This is a genomic window from Pseudomonas sp. CYM-20-01 (assembly GCF_023169845.1).
In the GTDB taxonomy this organism is placed as follows: Bacteria; Pseudomonadota; Gammaproteobacteria; order Pseudomonadales; family Pseudomonadaceae; genus Aquipseudomonas; species Aquipseudomonas azotoformans.
Genome location: NZ_AP025169.1, coordinates 3,150,726 through 3,172,929, shown reverse-complemented (window position 1 = coordinate 3,172,929; position 22,204 = coordinate 3,150,726). Strand labels below are relative to the sequence as shown.

General features: G+C 59.6%; 17 protein-coding genes and 1 pseudogene. 12 read left to right on the top strand and 6 right to left on the bottom strand.

The features are described from left to right. Positions 1–93: 93 nt before the first annotated feature. From M2497_RS14175 to M2497_RS14165, 3 genes and pseudogenes are all read left to right on the top strand, one after another. Positions 94–249, top strand: a pseudogene (locus tag M2497_RS14175) (GGDEF domain-containing protein); the annotation flags it as partial. A 90-nt stretch (positions 250–339) separates the two neighbouring features. Continuing rightward, positions 340–1,083 carry a hypothetical protein gene (locus tag M2497_RS14170; protein ID WP_248488043.1) on the top strand — a complete coding sequence of 248 codons (744 nt, stop codon included), beginning with the start codon at positions 340–342 and terminating at the stop codon, positions 1,081–1,083. Positions 1,084–1,093: 10 nt separating this feature from the next. Next, positions 1,094–2,050 (top strand): hypothetical protein, encoded by a 957-nt coding sequence (locus tag M2497_RS14165; RefSeq protein WP_248488042.1) that lies wholly within the window; start codon positions 1,094–1,096, stop codon positions 2,048–2,050. A gap of 21 nt (positions 2,051–2,071) precedes the next feature. On the opposite strand, the gene M2497_RS14160 is transcribed toward M2497_RS14165, so the two are convergent. After that, complete coding sequence (locus M2497_RS14160; protein ID WP_248488041.1) at positions 2,072–3,634, bottom strand: TerC family protein; 1,563 nt, start codon at positions 3,632–3,634, stop codon at positions 2,072–2,074. A 478-nt stretch (positions 3,635–4,112) separates the two neighbouring features. Here M2497_RS14160 and M2497_RS14155 point away from each other — a divergent pair, with 478 nt between their 5' ends. After that, positions 4,113–5,120, top strand: coding sequence for a substrate-binding domain-containing protein (locus M2497_RS14155; RefSeq protein ID WP_248488040.1), 1,008 nt, complete (start codon positions 4,113–4,115; stop codon positions 5,118–5,120). Between the two features lie 64 nt (positions 5,121–5,184). After that, positions 5,185–6,300: an alcohol dehydrogenase catalytic domain-containing protein gene (locus M2497_RS14150; RefSeq protein WP_248488039.1), complete on the top strand. Its 1,116-nt coding sequence runs from the start codon at positions 5,185–5,187 to the stop codon at positions 6,298–6,300. Here the strand turns inward: M2497_RS14150 and M2497_RS14145 are convergent. Then, a complete protein-coding gene (locus M2497_RS14145) occupies positions 6,278–7,153 on the bottom strand; it encodes a LysR substrate-binding domain-containing protein (protein WP_248488038.1) in 876 nt (291 codons plus the stop codon). The two genes, M2497_RS14150 and M2497_RS14145, sit on opposite strands and share 23 nt — an antisense overlap. A 151-nt stretch (positions 7,154–7,304) precedes the next feature. On the opposite strand from M2497_RS14145, the gene M2497_RS14140 reads away from it, so the two are divergent. Continuing rightward, entirely contained in the window at positions 7,305–8,840 is a 1,536-nt protein-coding gene (locus M2497_RS14140) for an MFS transporter (protein ID WP_248488037.1), read from the top strand. Positions 8,841–8,846: 6 nt separating this feature from the next. On the opposite strand, the gene sohB is transcribed toward M2497_RS14140, so the two are convergent. Then, positions 8,847–9,872, bottom strand: coding sequence for a protease SohB (gene sohB, locus M2497_RS14135; protein ID WP_010210988.1), 1,026 nt, complete (start codon positions 9,870–9,872; stop codon positions 8,847–8,849). A gap of 195 nt (positions 9,873–10,067) precedes the next feature. On the opposite strand from sohB, the gene M2497_RS14130 reads away from it, so the two are divergent. Both M2497_RS14130 and M2497_RS14125 read left to right on the top strand, forming a co-directional pair. Then, positions 10,068–10,778 carry a histidine phosphatase family protein gene (locus M2497_RS14130; protein WP_248488036.1) on the top strand — a complete coding sequence of 237 codons (711 nt, stop codon included), beginning with the start codon at positions 10,068–10,070 and terminating at the stop codon, positions 10,776–10,778. 56 nt (positions 10,779–10,834) lie between these two features. Continuing rightward, the gene (locus M2497_RS14125; protein WP_248488035.1) at positions 10,835–11,149 is read left to right on the top strand and encodes an SCP2 sterol-binding domain-containing protein; all 315 of its coding nucleotides are present in this window, start codon (positions 10,835–10,837) and stop codon (positions 11,147–11,149) included. Between the two features lie 47 nt (positions 11,150–11,196). Here M2497_RS14125 and M2497_RS14120 read toward each other — a convergent pair whose 3' ends face one another. Next, complete coding sequence (locus M2497_RS14120; RefSeq protein ID WP_248488034.1) at positions 11,197–13,830, bottom strand: glucosidase; 2,634 nt, start codon at positions 13,828–13,830, stop codon at positions 11,197–11,199. A 69-nt stretch (positions 13,831–13,899) separates the two neighbouring features. Then, entirely contained in the window at positions 13,900–15,309 is a 1,410-nt protein-coding gene (locus M2497_RS14115; protein WP_248488033.1) for an OprD family outer membrane porin, read from the bottom strand. A gap of 289 nt (positions 15,310–15,598) precedes the next feature. Here M2497_RS14115 and M2497_RS14110 point away from each other — a divergent pair, with 289 nt between their 5' ends. The 3 genes from M2497_RS14110 to M2497_RS14100 all read left to right on the top strand — a co-directional run bounded on the left by M2497_RS14110 (position 15,599) and on the right by M2497_RS14100 (position 19,566). Further along, the gene (locus tag M2497_RS14110) at positions 15,599–16,975 is read left to right on the top strand and encodes a VOC family protein (protein ID WP_248488032.1); all 1,377 of its coding nucleotides are present in this window, start codon (positions 15,599–15,601) and stop codon (positions 16,973–16,975) included. A gap of 68 nt (positions 16,976–17,043) precedes the next feature. Continuing rightward, positions 17,044–18,033: a hypothetical protein gene (locus tag M2497_RS14105; RefSeq protein WP_248488031.1), complete on the top strand. Its 990-nt coding sequence runs from the start codon at positions 17,044–17,046 to the stop codon at positions 18,031–18,033. A 318-nt stretch (positions 18,034–18,351) separates the two neighbouring features. Continuing rightward, entirely contained in the window at positions 18,352–19,566 is a 1,215-nt protein-coding gene (locus tag M2497_RS14100) for an MFS transporter (RefSeq protein ID WP_248488030.1), read from the top strand. Between the two features lie 154 nt (positions 19,567–19,720). Here the strand turns inward: M2497_RS14100 and M2497_RS14095 are convergent, their stop codons facing one another. Further along, positions 19,721–19,945 (bottom strand): DUF465 domain-containing protein, encoded by a 225-nt coding sequence (locus tag M2497_RS14095; RefSeq protein ID WP_248488029.1) that lies wholly within the window; start codon positions 19,943–19,945, stop codon positions 19,721–19,723. A gap of 175 nt (positions 19,946–20,120) precedes the next feature. On the opposite strand from M2497_RS14095, the gene tkt reads away from it, so the two are divergent. Further along, positions 20,121–22,184, top strand: a complete 2,064-nt coding sequence (gene tkt, locus M2497_RS14090) for a transketolase (RefSeq protein ID WP_248488028.1) — start codon at positions 20,121–20,123, stop codon at positions 22,182–22,184. The last annotated feature ends 20 nt before the right edge of the window (positions 22,185–22,204 follow it).

Here is a 22,204-nt window from a genome sequence, read left to right as displayed (position 1 = left end):
CTGGCGGTTGCGCGACACGACCAGCGTCTACGCGGCTCAAAGCAGTCTCAGCCATCAGGGTCAGCCATGTTCAAGACCATTGAAGCCTAAGTCCTGAAGAAACACCCCTCATCCGCCTTGCAACTTGAGTTCGCCCAGCATGATTTCGAGCGACTCAAGCCCTTATGCCTGCTGATCTATATCGCGAGCATCTGCATCTGGCTCGTGTTCGACCTGATCGTGAGCTTTCCGGGCGGCCAGGGCTTTACCGGGGGGCCACTTACTGGATAATAGCTCAATGCCTTCATTGAGTTAATGTTCGGCACCCCCTCTACCGCCTCGATGGATTTTCTTCTGCGTATGGACACTCCTCTGCTTCCACAAAAACGCCTCAATGCTGCAATCACCAAAGTAATGGCCGGTATCAGCGCAACGCTGGGCGCCATGTGGGCGCTGATCACCTATGTGTTTCCCGACCCCAGCGTGTTCGGCTTTGGCTTTCTCAACTGGAAAAACTTGATACTGGTAATCAGCGTATTCCTGTTCCTCGCGGCAGTGTCTATTGGATGGCAGGCGCGTCGCCTGCCGGACGCGATAAAAGGCACGCTTTCGGTGATCCTGGCCGTACTGCTCGCCGGCGGTTTTTTCATTCTGGGTAGCGAGTACGCCAAACCCACTTTCGAATTTGCCCAATCACAAAAGTTGATGACTGAAAATGACGGCGCCAACCTGTTTGGCAAGCGTATCGAGCTAGTCGACGGTGTACGCTTCGAACTGCTGGAGTGTGAGCAGATTGGCCAGGCACCGAGCTGCCTGCTGGAACTCACCAACACCCATGTCGACCGCGAAATGCGCGACCTAAAGCAAAGTACTCTGTTTGAAAAAACCGGCGGTTCTCTGGATGTCGAGCAACTGCTTGTTGGCCAGTCAAAGTCTGACCAGTGGAACGCCTTTGCGTTAGTGCGCAATGTGCCGACCCGCGTAACGATGGTGTTCCAACCCGTGCGCGGGAAGCTGGAGAGCATCCCGGCACTCAAGATCAGGTTTCGCAGCCTCAAGGGCGAGGATAACGTGGTCAAGTTCAGTGGCGTAGCGGTTAACTGAGGGGATGGATATGAGCACCGCAACTGCAACAGAGAACGCCGACCAGCCCTGGGAAGATACGTTGATTCTGGCGTTTCGCGATATTCAGTGGATCCTTCACTGCGAAAAACAGCAGGCACTGATTTCAGTCGCGCTTGCCCAGTTCCTCTTGGACAATCAATCACTGCTGTGTAATCCCTCGGACCCAACACAGCAAAATACCTGCAATGAGACCAAGGGAAAGCTCTACCGGGCAGTGGAAAAAATGGCGGTAACGCCGCCACTCCTCGCGAAATTGGACGGCAAGGCTGAAAGTGCAGCGGGCGACGTGCTAACCGCCCATGAAGACCGGTTCTTCCTGATTGAATTCAAATCGGACATCAGCACCAGAAGCTCCGAATACACCAAATTCCTGGGGATTCTGATGTGGCTGATCGATCCCGACGCCAACCACGTACTGATCAAGCGGTCAAAAAAGGGGCATTTTTTTGTCACACAGCAGCCCGACGCATCCGCACCCTCTAACCCAAACCTGCGCAAGCTCACTATGGAGGCCTACACTTACTACGACGCTATCACCCAGCCCGACTTAAAACCGACTGCGGCGATCCCCGTGCATACGCTCCTGGCGGAAAAACGCCACGGCCTGTCGCTGGCTCACATGGCGGACTACCTTCAACTGCTCTGCAAGGCCCATGTCGGTGACTCAGCAGGTGGCGCGCACCCGATGAAAGTGGCGGTGGCAAGTGCATCCGGGATGTTCTGGCCGATAACCGACCTCTCGGAGCTGAGTGCATTGGCCGGCTTGTTCAACACGACCGCAGGGCCATCGCGCCCAACACACCCGGCATTTGGCACTGCAAACGCCAAACACTTGAAAGGCATCGTCGATGCCTTCCGAAAAAAGACGCCGGCGCAGCAAAAAGCCGCGCTCAGACGTGACGGCAGAACACCCGGCGGCGCCACTCCAGGCCTCAAAGGAAGCTGAGTGGCAACACTTGCACCCCCATCAGGAACCCACGCACCGAAGCAGGCTGACCTGCGTCACCCGGCGGTCTTCCACAGCCGCCACGGTCAAGCACCAACCCTCATGCTCCAGGCTGTCACCCACCACCGGCAGGCGATCGAGCAGGCTCATGACCAGGCCGGCCAGGGTCTGATAGTCATCGGTGGCGACCGCGTTGAAACCGGTACGCTGGCGCACCAGGCTGAGGTTCAAAGCGCCATTGGCGCGGAACCCATCACCCTCCTCGACGATGTCAGGCCCTTCGATTTCGCTGGCATCCGGCAACTCACCGGCGATGGACTCGAGAATGTCGGTCATGCTCAACACGCCCATAAAGTCACCGAATTCGTTGATCACGAACGCAATGTGGGTGGATTCCTGACGCATCTGCTCCAGCGCATTGAGGATCGAGAAACTCTCGAGCAAATTGATCGCCCGACGTGCCAGGTGCTCCAGGTTCGGCTCGTTGCCGGCCAGGTATTCCTTGAGCAATTCCTTCTTGTGCACAAAGCCCAGCGGCTCGTCGACGGCGCCGTTGCGGATCAACGGCAGTCGCGAGTAGGACGAATGCATCAGTTTCAGGCGAATACTGTCGGGGTCGTCCGCCAGATCAATGCAGTCGACCTTGGCCCGTGGCGTCATCAGCGTGCGGATCGGTCGCTCGGCCAGTTGCAGCACACCACTGATCATCACGCGCTCACGTCGATCAAACAGCGGGCCTTGAGTGGCATCCGGCTCGCCGAGCAGGTCAGCCACCTCTTCACCCACCTCTTCCACCGCCAGGCTGCGACCGCCGAGCAGGCGCATCACCGCATGGGCGGTACGCTCGCGCACCGGCAACACGCCTTGCGCCGACTTCTTGCGGCGTGAACGGGCGATCTGGTTGAACACTTCGATCAGGATCGAGAAGCCGATGGCGGCGTACAGGTACCCCTTGGGAATATGGAAACCCAGGCCTTCGGCGGTCAGCGCGAAACCGATCATCATCAGGAAGCCCAGGCACAGCATGATCACCGTCGGGTGCGCGTTGACGAAGCGCGTCAGCGGCTTGCTCGCCACGATCATCAGGCCGATGGAGACGATCACCGCGATCATCATCACCGCCAGTTCGTCCACCATGCCCACGGCGGTAATCACCGCATCCAGGGAGAACACCGCGTCGAGCACCACGATCTGCGCCACGATCGGCCAGAACATCGCATAGGCCACATTGCCCGTGCGCTGGGCCACATGCCCTTCGAGGCGTTCGTGCAATTCCATGGTGGCCTTGAACAGCAGGAACACACCACCAAACAGCATGATCAAGTCACGGCCGGAGAAGCTCTTGTCGAACACCTCGAACAACGGCTGGGTAAGGGTCACCAACCAGGAAATACTCGCCAACAGGCCCAGGCGCATCAGCAACGCCAGGGACAGGCCGATCAAACGCGCACGGTCACGCTGCTCCGGCGGCAACTTGTCCGCCAGGATCGCGATAAACACCAGGTTGTCGATGCCCAGCACCAGTTCCAGCACAATCAAGGTCAACAGGCCGAGCCAGGCCGTTGGATCCGCTAACCATTCCATTTATAGAGCCTCTTCAATCGGTTTTCAGAATGCCAGACACGGCAAGGCGCGGTCAGTGGACCGGTACGGGGCTGGCAATCGGAATACGGGGTGCTTCAACGGGAACAGCGGCAGCGGATGTCTTGGGGAAAGACGACTGGGAGGCTCCGAGAGGGTGTTCATGCAAATCCTGCAATGACAAAAGGACTTGAATCGTACAGTTGAAAGGGAAAATTCCCACAATCCAAAACTATTACAAGATCTGTAAAACCTTCCATACCAATTCGATCATTTGATCACTCAATGAAATTATTATCACTACAAACACATCAAAACCCATGCCACAAACCGGCACAAACAGCCTAAAAACCTATAAATCATCCTATTTCTCAGTTTTTCGTAAAAGCATTTGACTGATCAGAATTTCATTTGATAAACATATGATCAGCACAAGGCAATGAATGAACGACTGACTACAACAATAAATGGGGTGCTCATCATGAAACTTGCTACGACCTTCGCCGCCGTTGCGGCCCTCTCCCTCCTCGCCAGCAGCATCGCCCTGGCCGCCGACGGCAAGACCTACAAGGTCGGCGCCGCGGTCTACGGCCTCAAGGGCCAATTCATGCAGAACTGGGTACGCGAGCTCAAGGAGCACCCCGCGGTTAAAGACGGCACCGTGCAATTGACCGTATTCGACGGCAACTACGACGCGCTGACCCAGAACAACCAGATCGAAAACATGGTGACCCAGCATTACGACGCCATCCTCTTCGTGCCCATCGACACCAAGGCCGGCGTTGGCACCGTGAAGCAGGCCATGAGTAACGACGTGGTGGTTATCGCCTCCAATACGAAAGTTGCCGATGCCGCCGTCCCCTACGTGGGTAACGACGATGTGGAGGGCGGCCGCCTGCAGGCCCAGGCCATGGTCGACAAACTCAACGGCAAGGGCAATGTGGTGATCATCCAGGGCCCCATTGGCCAGTCGGCACAGATCGACCGGGAAAAAGGCGAGCTGGAAGTGCTGGGCAAGCACCCGGACATCAAGATCATCGAGAAAAAGACCGCCAACTGGGACCGCGCCCAGGCCATGGCACTGACCGAAGACTGGCTGAACGCCCACCCCAAAGGCATCAACGGCGTCATCGCGCAGAACGACGACATGGCCCTCGGCGCGGTACAGGCCCTGAAATCCCACGGCCTGACCTCCAAGGATGTGCCGGTCACCTCCATCGACGGCATGCCGGATGCCATCCAGGCCGCCAAGAAAGACGAAGTCACCACCTTCCTGCAGGACGCCCAGGCCCAGTCCCAGGGTGCGCTGGACGTTGCCCTGCGCGCTTTGGCCGGCAGCGACTACAAGCCCCGCTCGGTAATCTGGGAACGCTACGCCAAGGATGTGAAGTGGGCTGACGGCACCGCGAAGAACTACATCCTGCCCTGGGTGCCGGTGACCAACGCCAACGCCGATGCGCTGTACAAGCAAGTCAGCGGCGCCAAGTAAGCCGTCGCCGGTTGATCGCTCCCCGTATGGGAGCGATCCGTTCATCTTTGTTGTGAGGCCTGCCATGTCCACTGTCACCGAACGCCCGCAAGAACAACTGCATCCCGCCATCCCCAAAACCATGCAGGCCGTGGTCTGCCATGGCCCGGAAGACTATCGGCTGGAAACCGTCGACGTGCCCACCCCCGGCCCCGAGGAAATCCTCACCAAGGTCGAGTTGTGCGGGATCTGCATGGGCGACATCAAGACCTATCGCGGCGCGCCGTCGTTCTGGGGCGACGCCGAGCAACCGCGCTATGTGAAACCGCCGATGATCCCCGGCCATGAATTCGTGTGCCGCGTGGTCGCCCTGGGGCCTGGCGCGGAAAAGCGCGGTATGAAGATCGGCGACCGGGTCATTTCCGAGCAGATCGTGCCGTGCTGGGGCTGCCGCTTCTGCAACCACGGCCAGTACTGGATGTGCCAGAAACACGACCTGTACGGCTTCCAGAATAACGTGCAGGGCGCCATGGCCCAGTACATGATCTTCACCAAGGAAGGCATCATCCATAAGGTCCCGGATTCCATCGCCCCGGATGAAGCGATCCTGATCGAGCCCCTGGCCTGCTCGCTGCACGCCGCCGAACGCGCCAATGTGGACTTTGATGACGTGGTAGTGGTCGCCGGTACCGGCACGCTGGGCCTGGGCATCATTGGTGCGGTGCGCATGCGCAACCCAAAGAAACTCATCGTGCTGGACATGAAGCCGGAACGCGCCGCCCTCGCCCTGCGCATGGGCGCCGACGAGGTGTGGAACCCGGCCGAAGTCGACGTGCTGGCGAAGATCCGCGACATCACCGATGGCTACGGCTGCGACATCTACATCGAAGCCACCGGCCATCACAAGGCGGTGAACCAGGGCCTGGCGATGCTGCGCAAGCTGGGGCGGTTCGTCGAGTTCAGCGTGTTCAATGACGAGGCCACGGTGGACTGGTCAATCATCGGCGACCGCAAGGAACTGGATGTGCTCGGCTCGCACCTGGGGCCTTACATGTACCCGCGCGCCATCGACTTTATCGGCAACCGCAAGATCGACATGCGCGACGTGGTCACCCACAAATTCGCCCTGGCGGACTTCAAGGAAGCGTTTGCGGTGATGGAGCGCGGCGACAAGTCCCTCAAGGTTGTGCTTGAGCCCTGACCTGCTGGATATACCGCACCACTGCCGGCGCTTTCTCGAAGCGCCGGTAAATCAACGACAACCAGGACGACGCCTCATTGCCCTGGATCGCGCGGTACACCACCCCCGGCAAGCTCACATGCCCCACCACCGACGTCGGCACCACCGCCACGCCCTGCCCCAATGACACCAACGCAACAACCGCCACCAACCCACCCGGCTGCGGCCCCAGGCGCGGCGCAAAACCACCTTGGGCCGCCACGTGCAGCGTGCCGCTGATCTGTTCCGGCAGGATGAAGGTCTCGTTTTGCAGATGCTCGCAGTGGATGACCTTCAAACCCAGCAGCCATGAATCCTGCGGTAACGCCAGCACAAAACCGTCACTGTCCAGGCACACGGCTTCCACACCGTCCGGCAAGGTCATCGGCGAACGGATGTAGCCGATGTCGTAGCGCCCGTCCGCAACGGCGCCTGGCAGTGTGGCCATGGCGCATTCGCGCACGTTCACGCTGACATCGGGAAACGCCTGGCAGAACGCCTGCATCTGCCGCTGCAACACGCCGGAATACACAGCGGAAGCCACGTAGCCCAACTCCAGATGGCCGATCTCACCGCGCCCGGCACGCTGGGCATTGCGCTGGGCAAACTCGAACTGACGCACCGTCGCCTCCGCTTCGATCAGCAGCGTGGCGCCGGCCTCGGTCAGGCTGACTTCGCGCTGCTGGCGGACAAACAGGCGCGTGCCCAGGCTGGTTTCCATGTCCTGGATCTGTCGGCTCAAAGTGGGGGGTGCGATCCCCAACTGCTCGGCAGCGCGGGTGAAGTTGCGCTGACGGGCGACGGCCAGGAAGTAGCGAAAATGACGGATTTCCATTTCTGCATTAGCTCAAAGGTAATGAAATGAGTCGGCCTGGCTAATAAAGGCGCTGGGCAGCGCGGATATGCTGAGGCAAACCAGAACAGTAGAGAGCCCTTGCGATGTCCGTCAACTGCATTCCGCCTATTGCCTTTGAGGTAATTCAACCATGAGCCGGGTCAGCCCACGCCTGACCCTGCTGACCGCGTCCGGCGTCTGCTCGCTGATCGTGCTCGACACCAATATCGTCGCCGTGACCCTGCCGAGCATTGCCCGCGACCTCGGGGCGAACTTCGCCGATATCGAATGGGTGGTCAGTGCCTACATGCTGGCGTTTGCCGCGTTATTGCTACCGGCCGGCAGCATTGCCGACCGGTTCGGGCGCAAGAAAACCCTGATCTGGGGGCTGAGTATTTTCATCCTGGCGTCATTGGGTTGCGGGGCCGCGCCCACTGCGCTGCTCCTCGATATCGCCCGCGCGGTCAAAGGCGTGGGCGCGGCGCTGTTGCTCACGTCCGCCCTCGCCTCCATCGGCCATACCTTCCACGACGAGGTGGAGCGCGCCAAGGCCTGGGCCTTCTGGGGCGCGTGCATGGGCGTGGCGATGACTGCCGCCCCGACCCTCGGCGGCCTGATCACCCAGTACCTGGGCTGGCGCTGGATCTTCTACCTCAACTTGCCGGTAGGGCTGGTGCTGATGAGCCTGGTCTTGCGCGCGATTCCGGAATCCCGCGACACCCAATCCGCAAGGCTCGACCCCTGGGGCAGCCTGGCATTCAGCGCCAGCCTGCTGTGCCTGATCTGGGGGCTGATCGAAGCCAATCGCATCGGCTGGGACAACCCGTTGACCTACGCCCGCCTGATCGGCGGCGCGGTCTTGCTGGGCGTATTTGTGCTCGTCGAACGGGTGCAACGGCGGCCCATGGTCGACCTGCAACTGTTCCGCCACCCGCGCTTTATCGGGGCGTTGCTGGGAATGTTTGCCTATGCCGGCTGTGCCCAGGTGATGATGACGTTGTTGCCGTTTTACCTGCAGAACGGCCTGGGGTTTTCCGCGATCGCCTCGGGCCTGGGCATGCTGCCGTTTGCGCTGACCATGCTGATTTGCCCGCGCATCGGCGCACGCCTGGCCGCACGCTTTGCACCCGCGACAATGATGGCCGCCGGGTTGACGCTGGTGGGCAGCGGTAACCTCTTGAGTGCCTGGGCAGTGAACGCCGGCGGCTACCTGCCCTTCGCCCTGGCGATTGCCGTCACCGGCGCCGGTGCCGGCTTGCTCAATGGCGATACGCAGAAAAACATCATGGCCTGCGTGCCACGGGACCGCGCGGGGATGGCGTCGGGCATGAGCACGACCATGCGCTTCAGCGCGATCATGCTGGCGATTGGGGTGTATGGGGCGTTGTTGAGCAGTCATAGCGAGCAGCTGTTGAGCGCCACCATCGGCGCGCAATGGCAGGCGCAGGTGAACGGGATTGCTTCACGCGTGGTGGCCGGGGATATGCCGGCGGCGATGGGCTTGTTGCCGGAATCGGCACGGGCGGTGATACAGCCGCTGGCACGGCAGGCGTTTGTGGGTGGGTTCAGCGGGGTGTTATGGGTGTCGGGGTTGTTGGGGTTGCTTGGAGCGTTGGTGGTGGGGATGTTGATGAGGAACCCCATTCCAGCGGTGCAACAGGCCTCAATAAAACCTGCGCACCGCTGATCAGCCTTACCAGAACCGCTGCTGGGTCAACCGGCTCCACCAGGTCAGCAGCACCCGGTCCACCGAGCCGCTGGCCGCCAGGCCCACGCGCTCCTGCAGGCTCTTGCGCTCGGCATAGTGCAAGTGGAACACCTCGGCGGTCTTGGCCTTGGTGGCCAGGTATTCGTCACTGGTTTGCAGTTCATCGACCAGTTGCTTGTCGAGGGCTGCAACACCCAGCCACACTTCTCCGGTGGCGACGTCATCGATTGCCAACTGCGGGCGATAACGCGACACGAAGTTCTTGAACAACTGGTGAGTGATGTCCAGGTCTTCCTGGAACTTCTCGCGGCCCTTCTCGGTATTTTCGCCAAACACGGTGAGCGTGCGCTTGTACTCGCCGGCGGTCAGCACTTCGAAGTCGATGTCGTGCTTTTTCAGCAGGCGGTTGACGTTAGGCAACTGCGCCACCACGCCAATGGAGCCGAGGATGGCGAACGGCGCGCTGATGATCTTCTCGCCGATGCACGCCATCATGTAGCCGCCGCTGGCCGCAACCTTGTCGATGCACACGGTCAACGGCACGCCCGCCTGGCGGATACGTGCCAGTTGCGACGAGGCGAGGCCGTAGCTGTGGACCATGCCGCCGCCGCTTTCCAGGCGCAGCACCACTTCGTCTTTCGGGGTAGCCAGGCTCAGCAATGCGGTGATTTCGTGGCGCAGGCTTTCAGTGGCCGAGGCCTTGATGTCACCGTCGAAGTCCAGCACGAACACCCGCGGCTTGGCCTCGGCTTTCTGCTTGCCCTTCTTCTTTTCGGCCTTGCCTTCGGACTTGCGCAAGGCCTTGAGCTGGTCCTTGTCGAGCAGGGTCGACTCCAGGCGCTCACGCAGGCCTTTGTAGAAATCATTGAGCTTGCTGACCTGCAACTGGCCGGCGGATTTGCGACGCCCTTTACTGCGCAGCGCCGCGAAGCTGATCAACACCACCAGAATAGCGACCACCAGGGTGACGGTCTTCGCCAGAAAGCTCGCATATTCAGCCAAAAAATCCATGTTGCTCCTTACAAGTGCAGTGCGCCGGGCGCGGATTGCCCCAGCATACCGGCGGCACCGCGTTCGGGCCAGTGATCAAACCGCCAGCAACTACAGGCTCCAACGAGCTTTTAAAACAAGCGTATGTTTTTTCATTGACAGCTCGCAGGCATCCTCATAACCTCGCCAGACTTTCAACGTACCGGGAAAACGGACGTGGGCAGCATCTATCTGATTCGACATGGCCAGGCCTCCTTCGGTGCAGACGACTATGACGTGCTGTCGCCCGTCGGCGTGGAGCAGGCGCAAGTGCTCGGTCGCCACCTGGCGGACATGGGCCTGGTGTTCGACCGCTGCGTGGCCGGCGACCTGCGCCGCCAGCAGCACACTGCCACCGCCGCCTTCGAGCAGTACCACGCCCTCGACTTGCCGGTGCCGGCGCTGGAAACCGACAGCGCGTTCAACGAATTCGATGCCGACGCGATCATCCGCGCCCTGCTCCCCGACCTGCTCACCACCGAACCCGAAGCCCTGGAGATCCTGCGCAATGCCGCGCAGAACCGCAGCGAATTCCAGCGCATCTTCGCGCTGATCATCGAGCGCTGGCTGGCCGGCACCTATGACCCACCGGGACTGGAGAGCTGGCTGGGCTTCGTGGAACGTGTGCAAGGCGGCCTGCAACGCATCCTTGAAGCGGCGGACAACACGCAGAAAATCGCGGTGTTCACCTCCGGCGGCACTATCACCGCCCTGCTCCACCTGATCACCCGGATGCCTGCCGCACAGGCGTTCGAACTGAACTGGCAAATTGTTAACACCTCGCTCAACCAGCTGAAATTCCGCGGGCGCGAGGTGGCACTGGCTTCCTTCAACAGCCATACCCACTTGCAACTGTTGAAGGCGCCGCAGCTCATCACGTTCCGATGAACTGCGGCCAACCGTGACCCCAAGGTCACTGGACTCTACCCTAAAGGATCGAAACCATGACTGACGTAGCCAAAGCTGTAGAAGCAATGAAAGCCAAATTCAACCCAGCCGCCGCTGACGGCCTGGACCTGGTGTTCGGTTTCCGCATCGACGACAGCAAAAACTTCTCTCTGGTCGTCAAAGACAGGACCTGTGAACTGCTGGAAGGCGAAAACCCGGACGCCCAGGTGACCCTGGTCATGGACAGCGAAACCCTGGAAGGTATTGTCGACGGCTCCACCGACGGCATGCAGGCCTTCATGGGCGGCAAGCTGCGCACCGAAGGCGACATGATGCTGGCCATGAAGCTGAGCGAGCTGTTCCCTTCCTGATTCACGGGCAACCCTGAATCCCGATCCCGCCTTCACAGGCGGGATCTTTATTTGGGCTGCAGCAACAACGCCACCAACGCACTCCACCCGGTTTGATGCGAAGCCCCCAGCCCCCGCCCGGTCTCGCCATGAAAGTACTCATGGAACAGCACCAGCTCACGGCTCTGCGGGTCCGCCTCCAACTGCGCATACCCCACCATCGACGGCCGCGAGCCGTTTTCATCCCTCAGGAACAACCGCGTCAGGCGCTGGCTCAGGCTGTCGGCCACTTCCTCCAGGGACGCCAGATAACCGCTGCCCGCCGGGTACTCCACCGAGAAGTTGTCAGCGTAGTAGCGGTGAAATTCGCGCAGCGACTCGATCAACATGTAGTTCACCGGCATCCACAACGGCCCGCGCCAGTTGGAGTTGCCACCGTACAGCCGCGAGTCGGATTCACCCGGCTGGTAGCTCGCACTGAGGGTGTTGCCATTCATCTTCAACGCCAGCGGTTGCTCGGCGAATGCCTTGGACAAGGAGCGCACGCCAAACGTCGACAAGAACTCATGCTCATCGAGCATGCGCCGCAGCAGGTCTTTGGTCCGCTCACCGCGCAGCAGCGCCAGCAACAGGCGATTGCCCTGCCCCGGTTCGTTCCAGCGCGAAACCAGCTTGGCCAGGTCCGGCCGATGTTTCATGAACCCCAGCAGACGCTCGCGCAAGCCCTCCAAGCCCTCATGCTCGCGCTGCTCCAGCACCAGCACGGCAAACAGCGGCATCAGCCCAACCATCGAACGCAGGCGCACCGGCTCGTTCTGGCCGTCGGGACGGTGCAGTACGTCGTAGAAGAACAGGTCCTGCTCATCCCACAGGCCTTCGGCGCTGTCGTCGACACGGTTGATGGCGCCGGCGATATACAGGAAGTGCTCGAAAAACTTCACCGCGATGTCAACGTACACCGCATTGCGCTTGGCCAGCTCCAGGCCGATGCGCATCAGGTCCAGCGCATAGGCCGCGACCCACGCCGTACCGTCGGCCTGATCCAGTTGATACCCCGGCGGCAGTGCGGCGGAACGGTCGAACAAGGCGATATTGTCCAGCCCCAGAAAACCACCCTGGAACAGGTTGCGGCCTTCGGCGTCCTTGCGGTTGACCCACCAGGAAAAATTCAACAGCAGCTTGTGGAAAATCCGCTCGAGGAAATCCATATCGCCTACGCCGTTCAACGCCTTGTCCTGCTGGTACACCCGCCAACTGGCCCAGGCATGCACCGGAGGATTGGCGTCGTCAAACCGCCATTCGTAGGCCGGCAATTGGCCGTTGGGGTGCATGAAGCGGTCCTTGACCAGCAGCAACAGCTGTTGCTTGGCATACCCCGGATCAATCAACGCCATGGCCACCGCCTGGAAGCCCTGGTCCCACGAGGCGTACCACGGGTATTCCCAGGTGTCGGGCATGGAGAGGATGTCGCAGTTGGACAGGTGGCGCCAATGGGTATTACGGATATGCAGGCGCTCGGGCGGCGGCGCGGGTTGTGCGGGGTCGCCGTCGAGCCATTGGTTGACGTCGAAATAGTACAGCTGCTTGGACCATAGCAACCCGGCCAGCGCCTGACGCTGCACATTGCGTGCATCGTCGTCGGTCATACCGTGTTGCAGAGCGGCGTAGAAGTCATCCGCCTCCTGGCGGCGTTGGTCGAACAGCTTGCGCGCGTTGACCTGTGGTGCGTCCACAGGGGCAAAGCGCAGGTAGAGGGTTTTGCTTTCCAGGCCGGCCAGTTCGACGACGAAACGCGCCGCGACCTTGGTGCCGCTGTCACGCCGAATTGCCGATTGAACACCCTCGACCACGAAATCGTTGATCCCGTCCTTGAACGGCCCCGGTGCAGGCTGCCCATCCAGCCTGGGGTAGTTGGTTTCATTCTCGCAGAACAGCCACTCCAGCCCGTCCTGGCCCCAGGCGCTGAGATGACGGTCCGGCAGTTCCGGATGGCGTGCCAGCACCTGCGCCCCGTCCAACACCAGCTGCGGCTTGGGCGCGTCAAAGGTCCAGCTCCAGTCATTGCGCGCCCACAGTTGCGGCAATACCTGCAAGCGGGTGGGTTGGTCTGAACGGTTGTGCACGGTGACGCGCATGAAGATATCGTCGGGCTGGTGCTTGGCGTACTCGACGCTGATATCGCAGTAGCGGTTGTCTTCGAACACGCCGGTGTCGAGGATCTCGTACTCGGCATCGGCCAGGCCACGGCGGGCGTTTTCGCTGATCAGGTCGGCGTAGGGAAAGGCAGCATGGGGGTATTTGTAGAGCATGCGCATGTAGGCATGGCTCGGTACGCCGTCGACGAAAAAGTACAGTTCCTTGACGTCTTCACCGTGGTTGCCCTCGGCGTTGTCGAGGCCGAACAGGCGTTCCTTGAGGATCGCGTCGCGCTCGTTCCACAGGGCCAGGCCCAGGCACCAGCGTTGCGCCTTGTCGCTGAAACCGGCCAGGCCATCCTCGCCCCAGCGGTAGGCGCGGCTGCGTGCATGTTCATGGGGGAAATAGGCCCAGGCGTCGCCGTCGGCGCTGTAGTCTTCGCGCACCGTGCCCCATTGGCGTTCGCTCAGATAGGGGCCCCACTCGCGCCAACGCTCGGCATCCTGCTGCGCCAGGCGCTGGCCTTCGGTTGTATCAAGCATTCGGGTGTCGGGTGTGGCCGTCATCGGGTCCTCCATCGCCTACCAGGTGAGAGGCAGTGTAGAGCCCAATGACGCCCGGGTGCACATGAAGACTTAGAAGATGGCGTAGGTGTAGTTGAAGATCAGGCGGGTCTGGTCCTGGTCGGCAGTACCGGTGTTCTTGCCGTGATAGGTGCCGGTACGGAACGTGGTACCGAAGCCTTTCAGGGGACCGGCCTGCACCACGTAGTCCAGGCGGAAGTCGGCTTCGTTCTCTTTCTGGTCCGGGCCACCGGCGACCTTCGACTTGATGTCCGAACCGTCCAGGTAGGCCACGGATGCCTTCAGGCCAGGCACGTAGGCCTTGAAGTCATAGGTGTACTGGCCAAAGTTGACCTGCTCGCCGGCACGGGAGAACTGGCCGACCACGGCGTCGGTGAACAGATAGAAGTCGCTGCCGCCAGCGCCTTGGGCGTGCGGGTCGGCGAGGCTGCCCTGGTTGACCCAGACGAAACCGCCGTCGTCACCCACACCAATGTGGCCGAGCATCAAGCTGCTGCCGCCCAACTGGTAGGTGAAGGCCGCACTGTAGGTTTTGTTGTCGACTTCGCCGGCGTGTTTGGCGTAGCCACCGTTGTTGTTGAATTGGTAGCCGCTCTCGCCGTTCTTGCCGTCGCTGCGGCTGTCGAAGTAGCGCAGGTCGGTCTTGAACGACTGGTCATTGCCCAGCGGCAGGGTATGGACCAGGCCGACGTAGTTCTGTTTGTAGAAGTCTTGCAGTTGGGCGTAGTAGTACTGCAACGTCAGGTTTTTCGCGATCACGTTGTCGGAAGACCCAAACGGCTTGTAGTCCACCCCGCCGAACTTGAAGCTGTCGCTGTCGCGGGTACCACCGGCCACGCTCAGGCCTGTGGAGTTGCTGGAGGCACGGCCTTCGACGCGGTTCAGCTCACCACCGGTGAAGGTGACATTGGGAATGTCGTTGGAGGTGAGGATGCCGCCATCAAAGGTCTGCGGTGCTACGCGGCTGTCGTTGGACACCAGGATCGGCAGGACAGGCGCCAGGCCACCACCGACGTGCAACTCGGTCTGGGAAATACGGAACTTCACGTTACCGGCGGCGCGCCCGAAGGAATCGGCCGGTTCAGTGCCGTTGTTCTTGGTCGGGAAGAAGCTATTGCCGTTACCCGCCAGGCCAGGTCCCGCCGTGTGGCCATCGCCACCGTCCAGGCGCAGGGCGCCGAAGGCCATGACGTCGAAGCCCAGGCCAACGGTGCCCTGGGTGAAGCCGGACTTGTAGTCAAACCGCAGTGCTGTAGCGGCTTCGCGCAGATCGTTGTTGGTCCCCGAGCGGTTGTCCGCGCTGTAGTACATGGTCCGTGAGCTGACGGACGCATGGCTGTCTTCAAGGAAACCGCTGTGGCCCGTGCCGGTACCCAGCGAGCCCAGCCCGAAGTCATCGGCGTAAGCCTGTTGTGCAAGAACGGCGGCGGTGATCGACAACGCCAGTGTAGAAATTTTCATTAACGACGGCCCCTAAACATATTTTTATGTGTGCGATGTGCGTAACGGCGTTTTCATCCTTGCAAACGTGACGATTCTTTCACGCCGGCCGGGGCGGACTTCGTGAAGAATTAGTTAGGAAAATCGCCCGAAAATGAAATTTCACACGGGCCGCTTTTTGTCATCTTCACGTCATCTCATTCATTTGCAGAATGAAGTCCTGAGGAATCTTCGTTTGCAAGGCGGCCTTGCGCTCAACAAAATCCAGCAAAAGGCCACCATCCTCGCCCCCGCCATCAGGAATTTTTCTATGCCCAGCACCGCACAGGTCAGCCCCGACGAGATCCGCAAGGGCTTTTCCAAGGCCATGTCCGACATGTACCGAGATGAAGTTCCGTTGTATGGCGCGCTGATGGAGCTGGTGGCCGAGACCAATGCCCACGTGCTCGACACCCAACCGCAGCTGGCGCAACAGCTGCAACGTACCGGCGAAATCCAGCGCCTGGACATGGAACGCCACGGCGCGATCCGCCTGGGCACCGCCACCGAGCTGTCCACCATCCGCCGTCTGTTCGCGGTGATGGGCATGCAGCCGGTGGGCTACTACGACCTGACCCCGGCCGGCGTACCCGTGCACTCCACTGCGTTTCGCGCCGTGCATGAACAGGCGCTGCAGACCAGCCCGTTTCGCGTGTTCACCTCATTGCTGCGCCTGGAACTGATCGAAAACCCCGACCTGCGCGCCTTCGCCGAGACGGCCCTGGCCAAGCGCTCGATCTTCACCCCCGGCGCCCTGGCGCTGATCGAACAAGCCGAAAAAGATGGCGGCCTCAACGCCCAGGATGCCGACGAATTCATCCGCCAGGCCCTGGAAACCTTCCGCTGGCACCACACCGCCACCGTCACTGGCGCGCAGTACCAGCAACTGAGCGACCAGCACCGCCTGATCGCCGACGTGGTCGCCTTCAAAGGCCCACACATCAACCACCTGACCCCACGCACCCTGGACATCGACCAGGTCCAGGCCGCCATGCCCGGCAAAGGCATCACACCCAAGGCTGTGATCGAAGGCCCACCGCGCCGCCACTGCCCGATCCTGCTGCGCCAGACCAGCTTCAAGGCCCTGGACGAACCCATCGCCTTCAGCGACGCCCAAGGCAGCCACAGCGCACGCTTCGGCGAAATCGAACAACGCGGCGTGGCGTTGACGCCCAAAGGCCGCGCACTCTACGACCAACTGCTGAACGCCGCCCGCGACGCACTGGGCGCGTTCCCCAATGAGGGCAACGCTGCGCGCTATGTCGAATTGATGGAGGAACACTTCCAGGCCTTCCCGGACAACCACGCCCAAATGCGTGACCAGGGCCTGGCCTACTACCGCTACTTCCCCACCGAGCAAGGCTTGGCGGCACGCGGCAGCGCCGATCAACCACGCACCCTGGAGGCACTGATCGCCGCCGGCCACATCGACATGGAACCGTTGGTGTATGAAGATTTTCTGCCGGTAAGCGCGGCGGGGATTTTCCAGTCGAACCTGGGGGATACGGCGCAGAGTCACTACGCAGCCAACTCGAACCAGGCCGAGTTCGAACAGGCACTGGGCCGGCGGACGATTGATGAATTGAAACTGTATGGCGAGACGCAGCAGCGCTCCATCAATGAATGCACCGAGGCGCTGCTGGCATGAACTGAAGTGCCCACCCGGCTCACCAGCGCAATCCTTGCGCTGCAACAGTCCCCAGAGCCGGGTGGGCGGTGGGCATCATAGGCAGTGAGTGGGATGATGTCTTTCAGTCAATTCTGAAAAAATGTGAACTGGGCGAACGTGCCTGTTCACTGCGCAATAAAACAACGATGCTGCAGCAGGTTCCCCTGCGTGCGGCCGATATGACCAAGCCTTCATTTTCCTATCTATTGGCGGCCTCCAGCGGCTTAGCTGCCAATATTCTCCTTGGGGTATCGTCGCTGTACTGGCGAGAGCTGAACGAACTTACGCCCCAGGTTCTGGTTGCCTACAGGGTCCTGCTATCCCTGCTCGCACTGGCTGTGATCATTGGGTTTGGCCAAGGCTTTCGTAACCTCGTAAAGCTCAATATCCGCACCTTAGGCCTGCACTGCACTGCTTCTTTTTTGGTAGCCGTTAACTGGGGAACCTTCATATGGGCATCCCTGCATGGCCATGTGCTTGAAAGTGGCTTCGGCTATTTGCTTGCCCCGTTTTTATCGATAACGATGGGCATCTTTTTCTACCGCGAGAAGCTCAGGCCTGCACAGACTGTTTCAATGCTGACTATCATGGCCGCAGCCTTTGCTGGCGCTAACCAGCAGCGAGCTCAACCACTGGGTTTACGTGCTGATCGCCGTCACTTGGGGGAGTTACACCTGCATCAAAAAAGCCACGCCGTTGAATGCGGTAGAGGGCTTGTTCGTCGAGACTCTGTTTTTAACACTTGCCATCGTGCTCGCTGTTGCGCTACTTGGATGGAGCCTTGCCTGGCCAGATCCTATGTCAACTCAGGCTCAGTGGCTGCTTCCCCTGGCAGGCGTAATATCGGTCGTTCCCTTGATAATGTTTGCCTACGCCATCGGCAGAATCCCGCTTTCCCAGGCGGCCTTATTTCAATTCGTATTGCCCATCACGCAGTTTTTGATCGCTGTGTATGTGTACAAGCAACCGATCTCGATGAGCGGGTTGCTGCTGTACTCATTCACGGTAGCCGTGCTGATAGTGCTCATGACCTATGAAATAGCGACTCAAAAAACATAATAGTTGCAAGGTAACGCGCATGTGTTCTAAACCTCCAGACATAAGCCCCACGGCGCTTATCATGCGTGCAATGCAAAAATACACCAAAAAGAACAACCCACATTAAACCCAACAGAAAAATACTACACGCATTTAGGAAGTCCTACATTTGCTCAATGCTGGCAACATGGCTTTTACTGAGTGCCATTCAGGAACGATCAGCCTTCTTCCCGCCCCCCCAAAACAGACACTCAACAAGCATGCTTAAACCTATCAAAAACAAGAACGACAACTTATATTACGCTTTGTCTGTCTTCATGAATCTGGACGTCCAGAGAAGCTTATTTGTACTTTACCTACTGCAACTCGGCATCACCCAGGGAGAGGTAGGCATTCTACAGTCGTTCTTGTTTTTTTCTTCAGTCGCGCTGGAAATCCCCTCTGGTTTACTCGCAGATCGATATGGTCGCAAGTGCACGCTTATCATCAGCTTTTTAGGCTTGTGTATAAGTGGAATTGGATTTTTGCTATTTTCATCTTTTGTTCCCTTCGCAATCATATTCTGCCTATTCGGTGCCAGCATTGCCATGGGATCTGGTTCAGACAGAGCATTGCTGTATGACAACTTACTGGCAGAACATCGGGCTGATGAGTATCCTAAAATATTGTCACGCGCCCGTGCTATTGGTGCGATATCACTGAGCTTATCCATGCTTCTTGGCGGCGTCATACAAGACACTTTATCTTGGAATGGAGTCTATATTTTTTTTGCGGCATCAAAACTTATCGGCGCCATAATTGTAGTATTCAACCCCGAAATCAAGCATCCACCCATTTCACTGGGCACCAATAAAGCAAACGCATTAAATGTGAAAACCACAGAGGGTAGCTTTACTTCACTCATCAAATTTTTCAGCTCCAACAGAGGTGCTTTTCTGATACCTCTCTTTGTTGGATATGCTCTATTTGAACTCTCAACCATTCCTCTTTTCATCTACGGCCAGCCATTCTTCTCCCAGCAGGGTCTAGAAATACCTGTTATTGCCGGCATTTATGCCGCCGTTGAAATCATATCGGCTGCCATGTTTATGGTTGCAGGATATATTTGCTCCAGATTCACGCTTGGGGTGATAGCCGTCACTACCACCCTCATTGTCACCGCACTGCTCTTCACCCTATCCTTGAATACCGGAACACTCTCTTCAGTCGCAGTATTTATTTTAATCATGTCACTCCCCGCCATCTATGAAACTGCCTACGAGACCTACATCAATGACAACATAGAGTCACGTATTCGAGCCTCCTGCCTCTCCGTCGCCAATCTAGTCAATTCGATCATCATCGGTATCTCCTACACTGTCTTCGGCGGGCTGCTGGATAAATATGGTTTCTCGTCTACGTTGATTGTTGTTGCAGGGGTCTGTTTTATGGGTCTCTTTTTTGCAAGTACTACCTTACTGCTAGGTGGGCAACAACGTCGTAAAAAGAGCAAAAAGCTTGAATCAACCCGGTTTACTGAAGATGCGCCGTGACTGGCCCAAAGTCGGGTGGATAAATATGTCGATAAACCTGTAGGAGCAAGCTTGCTCGCGAAGAACCCGAGAACGCCGCGTCCACTCAGGACGCCGGCGTCATCGTTGGCGTTTTTCGCGAGCAAGCTCGCTCCTACAGGGGGCTCGGTTGTGATCAGCCCAACTTCGCCACGATGTCGTCTTTGATCAACAAGCGTTTCTTCTTCAGCTTCTCCACATCCTCATCGCTGGCACTTGCCGATTCCGCTTTCAGCACCGCCTTGTCAGCGTCGTCGTACTGCGTGAGCAGCGAGTCCAGGCGTTTGTCGCTCGCCCTGCGTTCGTGAACGACTTCCTTGCTCAACCCCAAGTCCTCATACAGGTCGTGTTTCACTGGCATGGCGTACCTCCGCATGTTGATCAATGGCCTACGCCCTAGAAGCTAGACCATTGCGAGGGGTCTTGTCATGTTCAGGGTCAATACAGCCCCGTTCGTCGCGGCGCGGGTGTTTGGATCAAACCTTTGCGGCGCCCTGCCCTCCACTCTAGATAGCCACCCGAGGGAGAACGGTTTCATGACGCACGCTGCCACCGCTGTCGACACCCAATGCATCAACACCCTCCGCACCCTGGCCATGGATGCCGTGCAAAAGGCAAATTCCGGCCATCCGGGCACGCCCATGGGCCTGGCGCCGGTGGGTTATACGCTGTGGAGTCGCTTCTTGCGTTACCACCCGCAGCATCCCGATTGGCCCAGCCGTGATCGGTTTGTGCTGTCCGTCGGCCATGCCTCGATGTTGCTGTATTCGCTGCTGCACCTGGCCGGTGTGGTGGAACTGGATGCCGACGGCAAGCGCACCGGCCAGGCCGCTGTCAGCCTGGACGATATCCAGCAGTTTCGCCAAGCGGGCTCCAAAACCCCCGGCCACCCCGAATACCGTATGACCACTGGGGTGGAGACCACCACCGGCCCGCTGGGTCAGGGTTGCGCCAACAGCGTCGGCATGGCGATGGCCGAGCGTTGGCTGGCCAAGCGCTTCAACCGCGAAGAAAAAACCCTGTTCGACTACAACGTTTACACCCTGTGCGGCGACGGCGACATGATGGAGGGCATCAGCAGCGAAGCGGCGTCCATGGCCGGGCATTTGAAACTGGACAAGCTGTGCTGGATCTATGACAACAACACCATCAGCATCGAAGGCCACACTGAGCTGGCGTTCAGCGAAGATGTGATCAAGCGCTTCCAGGCGTATGGGTGGCACACCCTGCATGTGACCGATGCCAACGACTTGCAAGCCCTGAGCAATGCCTTGGAGGCGTTCCATTGCAACCGCGGCGCGCCCACCCTGATTGTGGTCGACAGCGTGATCGGCTACGGCTCCCCGCACAAACACAACACGGCCGCCGCCCATGGCGAGCCCCTGGGCGAAGAGGAAATTCGCCTGACCAAGGCGGCCTATGGCTGGCCCGAGGATTCCAGCTTCCTGGTTCCCGATGAGGTGCGCACGCAATTGCGTGATGTTTTGCTTGAGCGCAGCGAGCCGCTGTATGAAAAGTGGAGCGAGCACCTGTCCCAGCTGGAACAGTACGAGCCGGAATTGGCCGATGAATTGAGGCGTATGCGTGCCGGGGAAATGCCGGAGCACTGGCAGAAACACCTACCGGATTTCGATACCGACGCCAAGGGCATCGCCAGTCGTGCCGCCGGCGGCAAGGTGCTGAATGCGTTTGCCGAACAGATCCCCTGGCTGCTGGGCGGCTCGGCCGACCTGTCACCGTCGACCAAGACCAACCTCACCTTTGACGGTGCCGGACGTTTCAGCGCCGAGGACTACAGCGGGCGCAACCTGCACTTCGGCATTCGGGAACATGCCATGGGCGCCATCGCCAATGGCATGGCGCTGTCCTACCTGCGGCCGTACACCTCGACCTTCCTGGTGTTCAGCGACTACATGAAGCCGCCGATCCGCCTGGCGGCAATCATGGAGCTGCCGGTGGTGTTTGTGTTTACCCATGACTCGATTGGCGTGGGTGAAGATGGGCCGACCCACCAGCCGATCGAGCACCTGACCCAGTTGCGCGCAACGCCGGGGCTGCTGACCTTGCGCCCCGGTGACGCGAATGAAACCCGCGAACTGTGGAAGGTGGCGCTGGCACAGACCCATCGGCCGAGCTGCGTGGTGCTGTCGCGCCAACCGCTGCCGACGCTGGATCGTACGCAGTACGCGCCGGCATCCGGGGCCGCCAGGGGCGCTTACGTGCTGGCAAGTGCGGATGCGCCCCAGGTGATTCTGCTGGCCACAGGCAGCGAAGTCAGCCTGGCGGTGGCGGCGTACGAGCAGTTGAAAGAAGAAGGGATTGCCGCGCAGGTGGTGTCCATGCCCAGCTGGGAGTTGTTTGAGGACCAGGACCAGGCCTACCGCGACAGCGTGTTGCCGTCGGCGGTGAAAGCTCGGGTCGTGGTGGAACAGGCGGGCCCCCTTGGCTGGGACCGGTATGTGGGGCAGACCGGGGCCAAGGTGGTGATGAACAGCTTTGGCGCGTCGGCGCCGCTGGCCCAGTTGCAGGAGAGGTTCGGGTTTACCGTGGAGAATGTGGTGAAGCAGGCGAAAGCGCAGATCCAACTGACTCAACAGTGATCGAAATGTGGGAGGGGCGG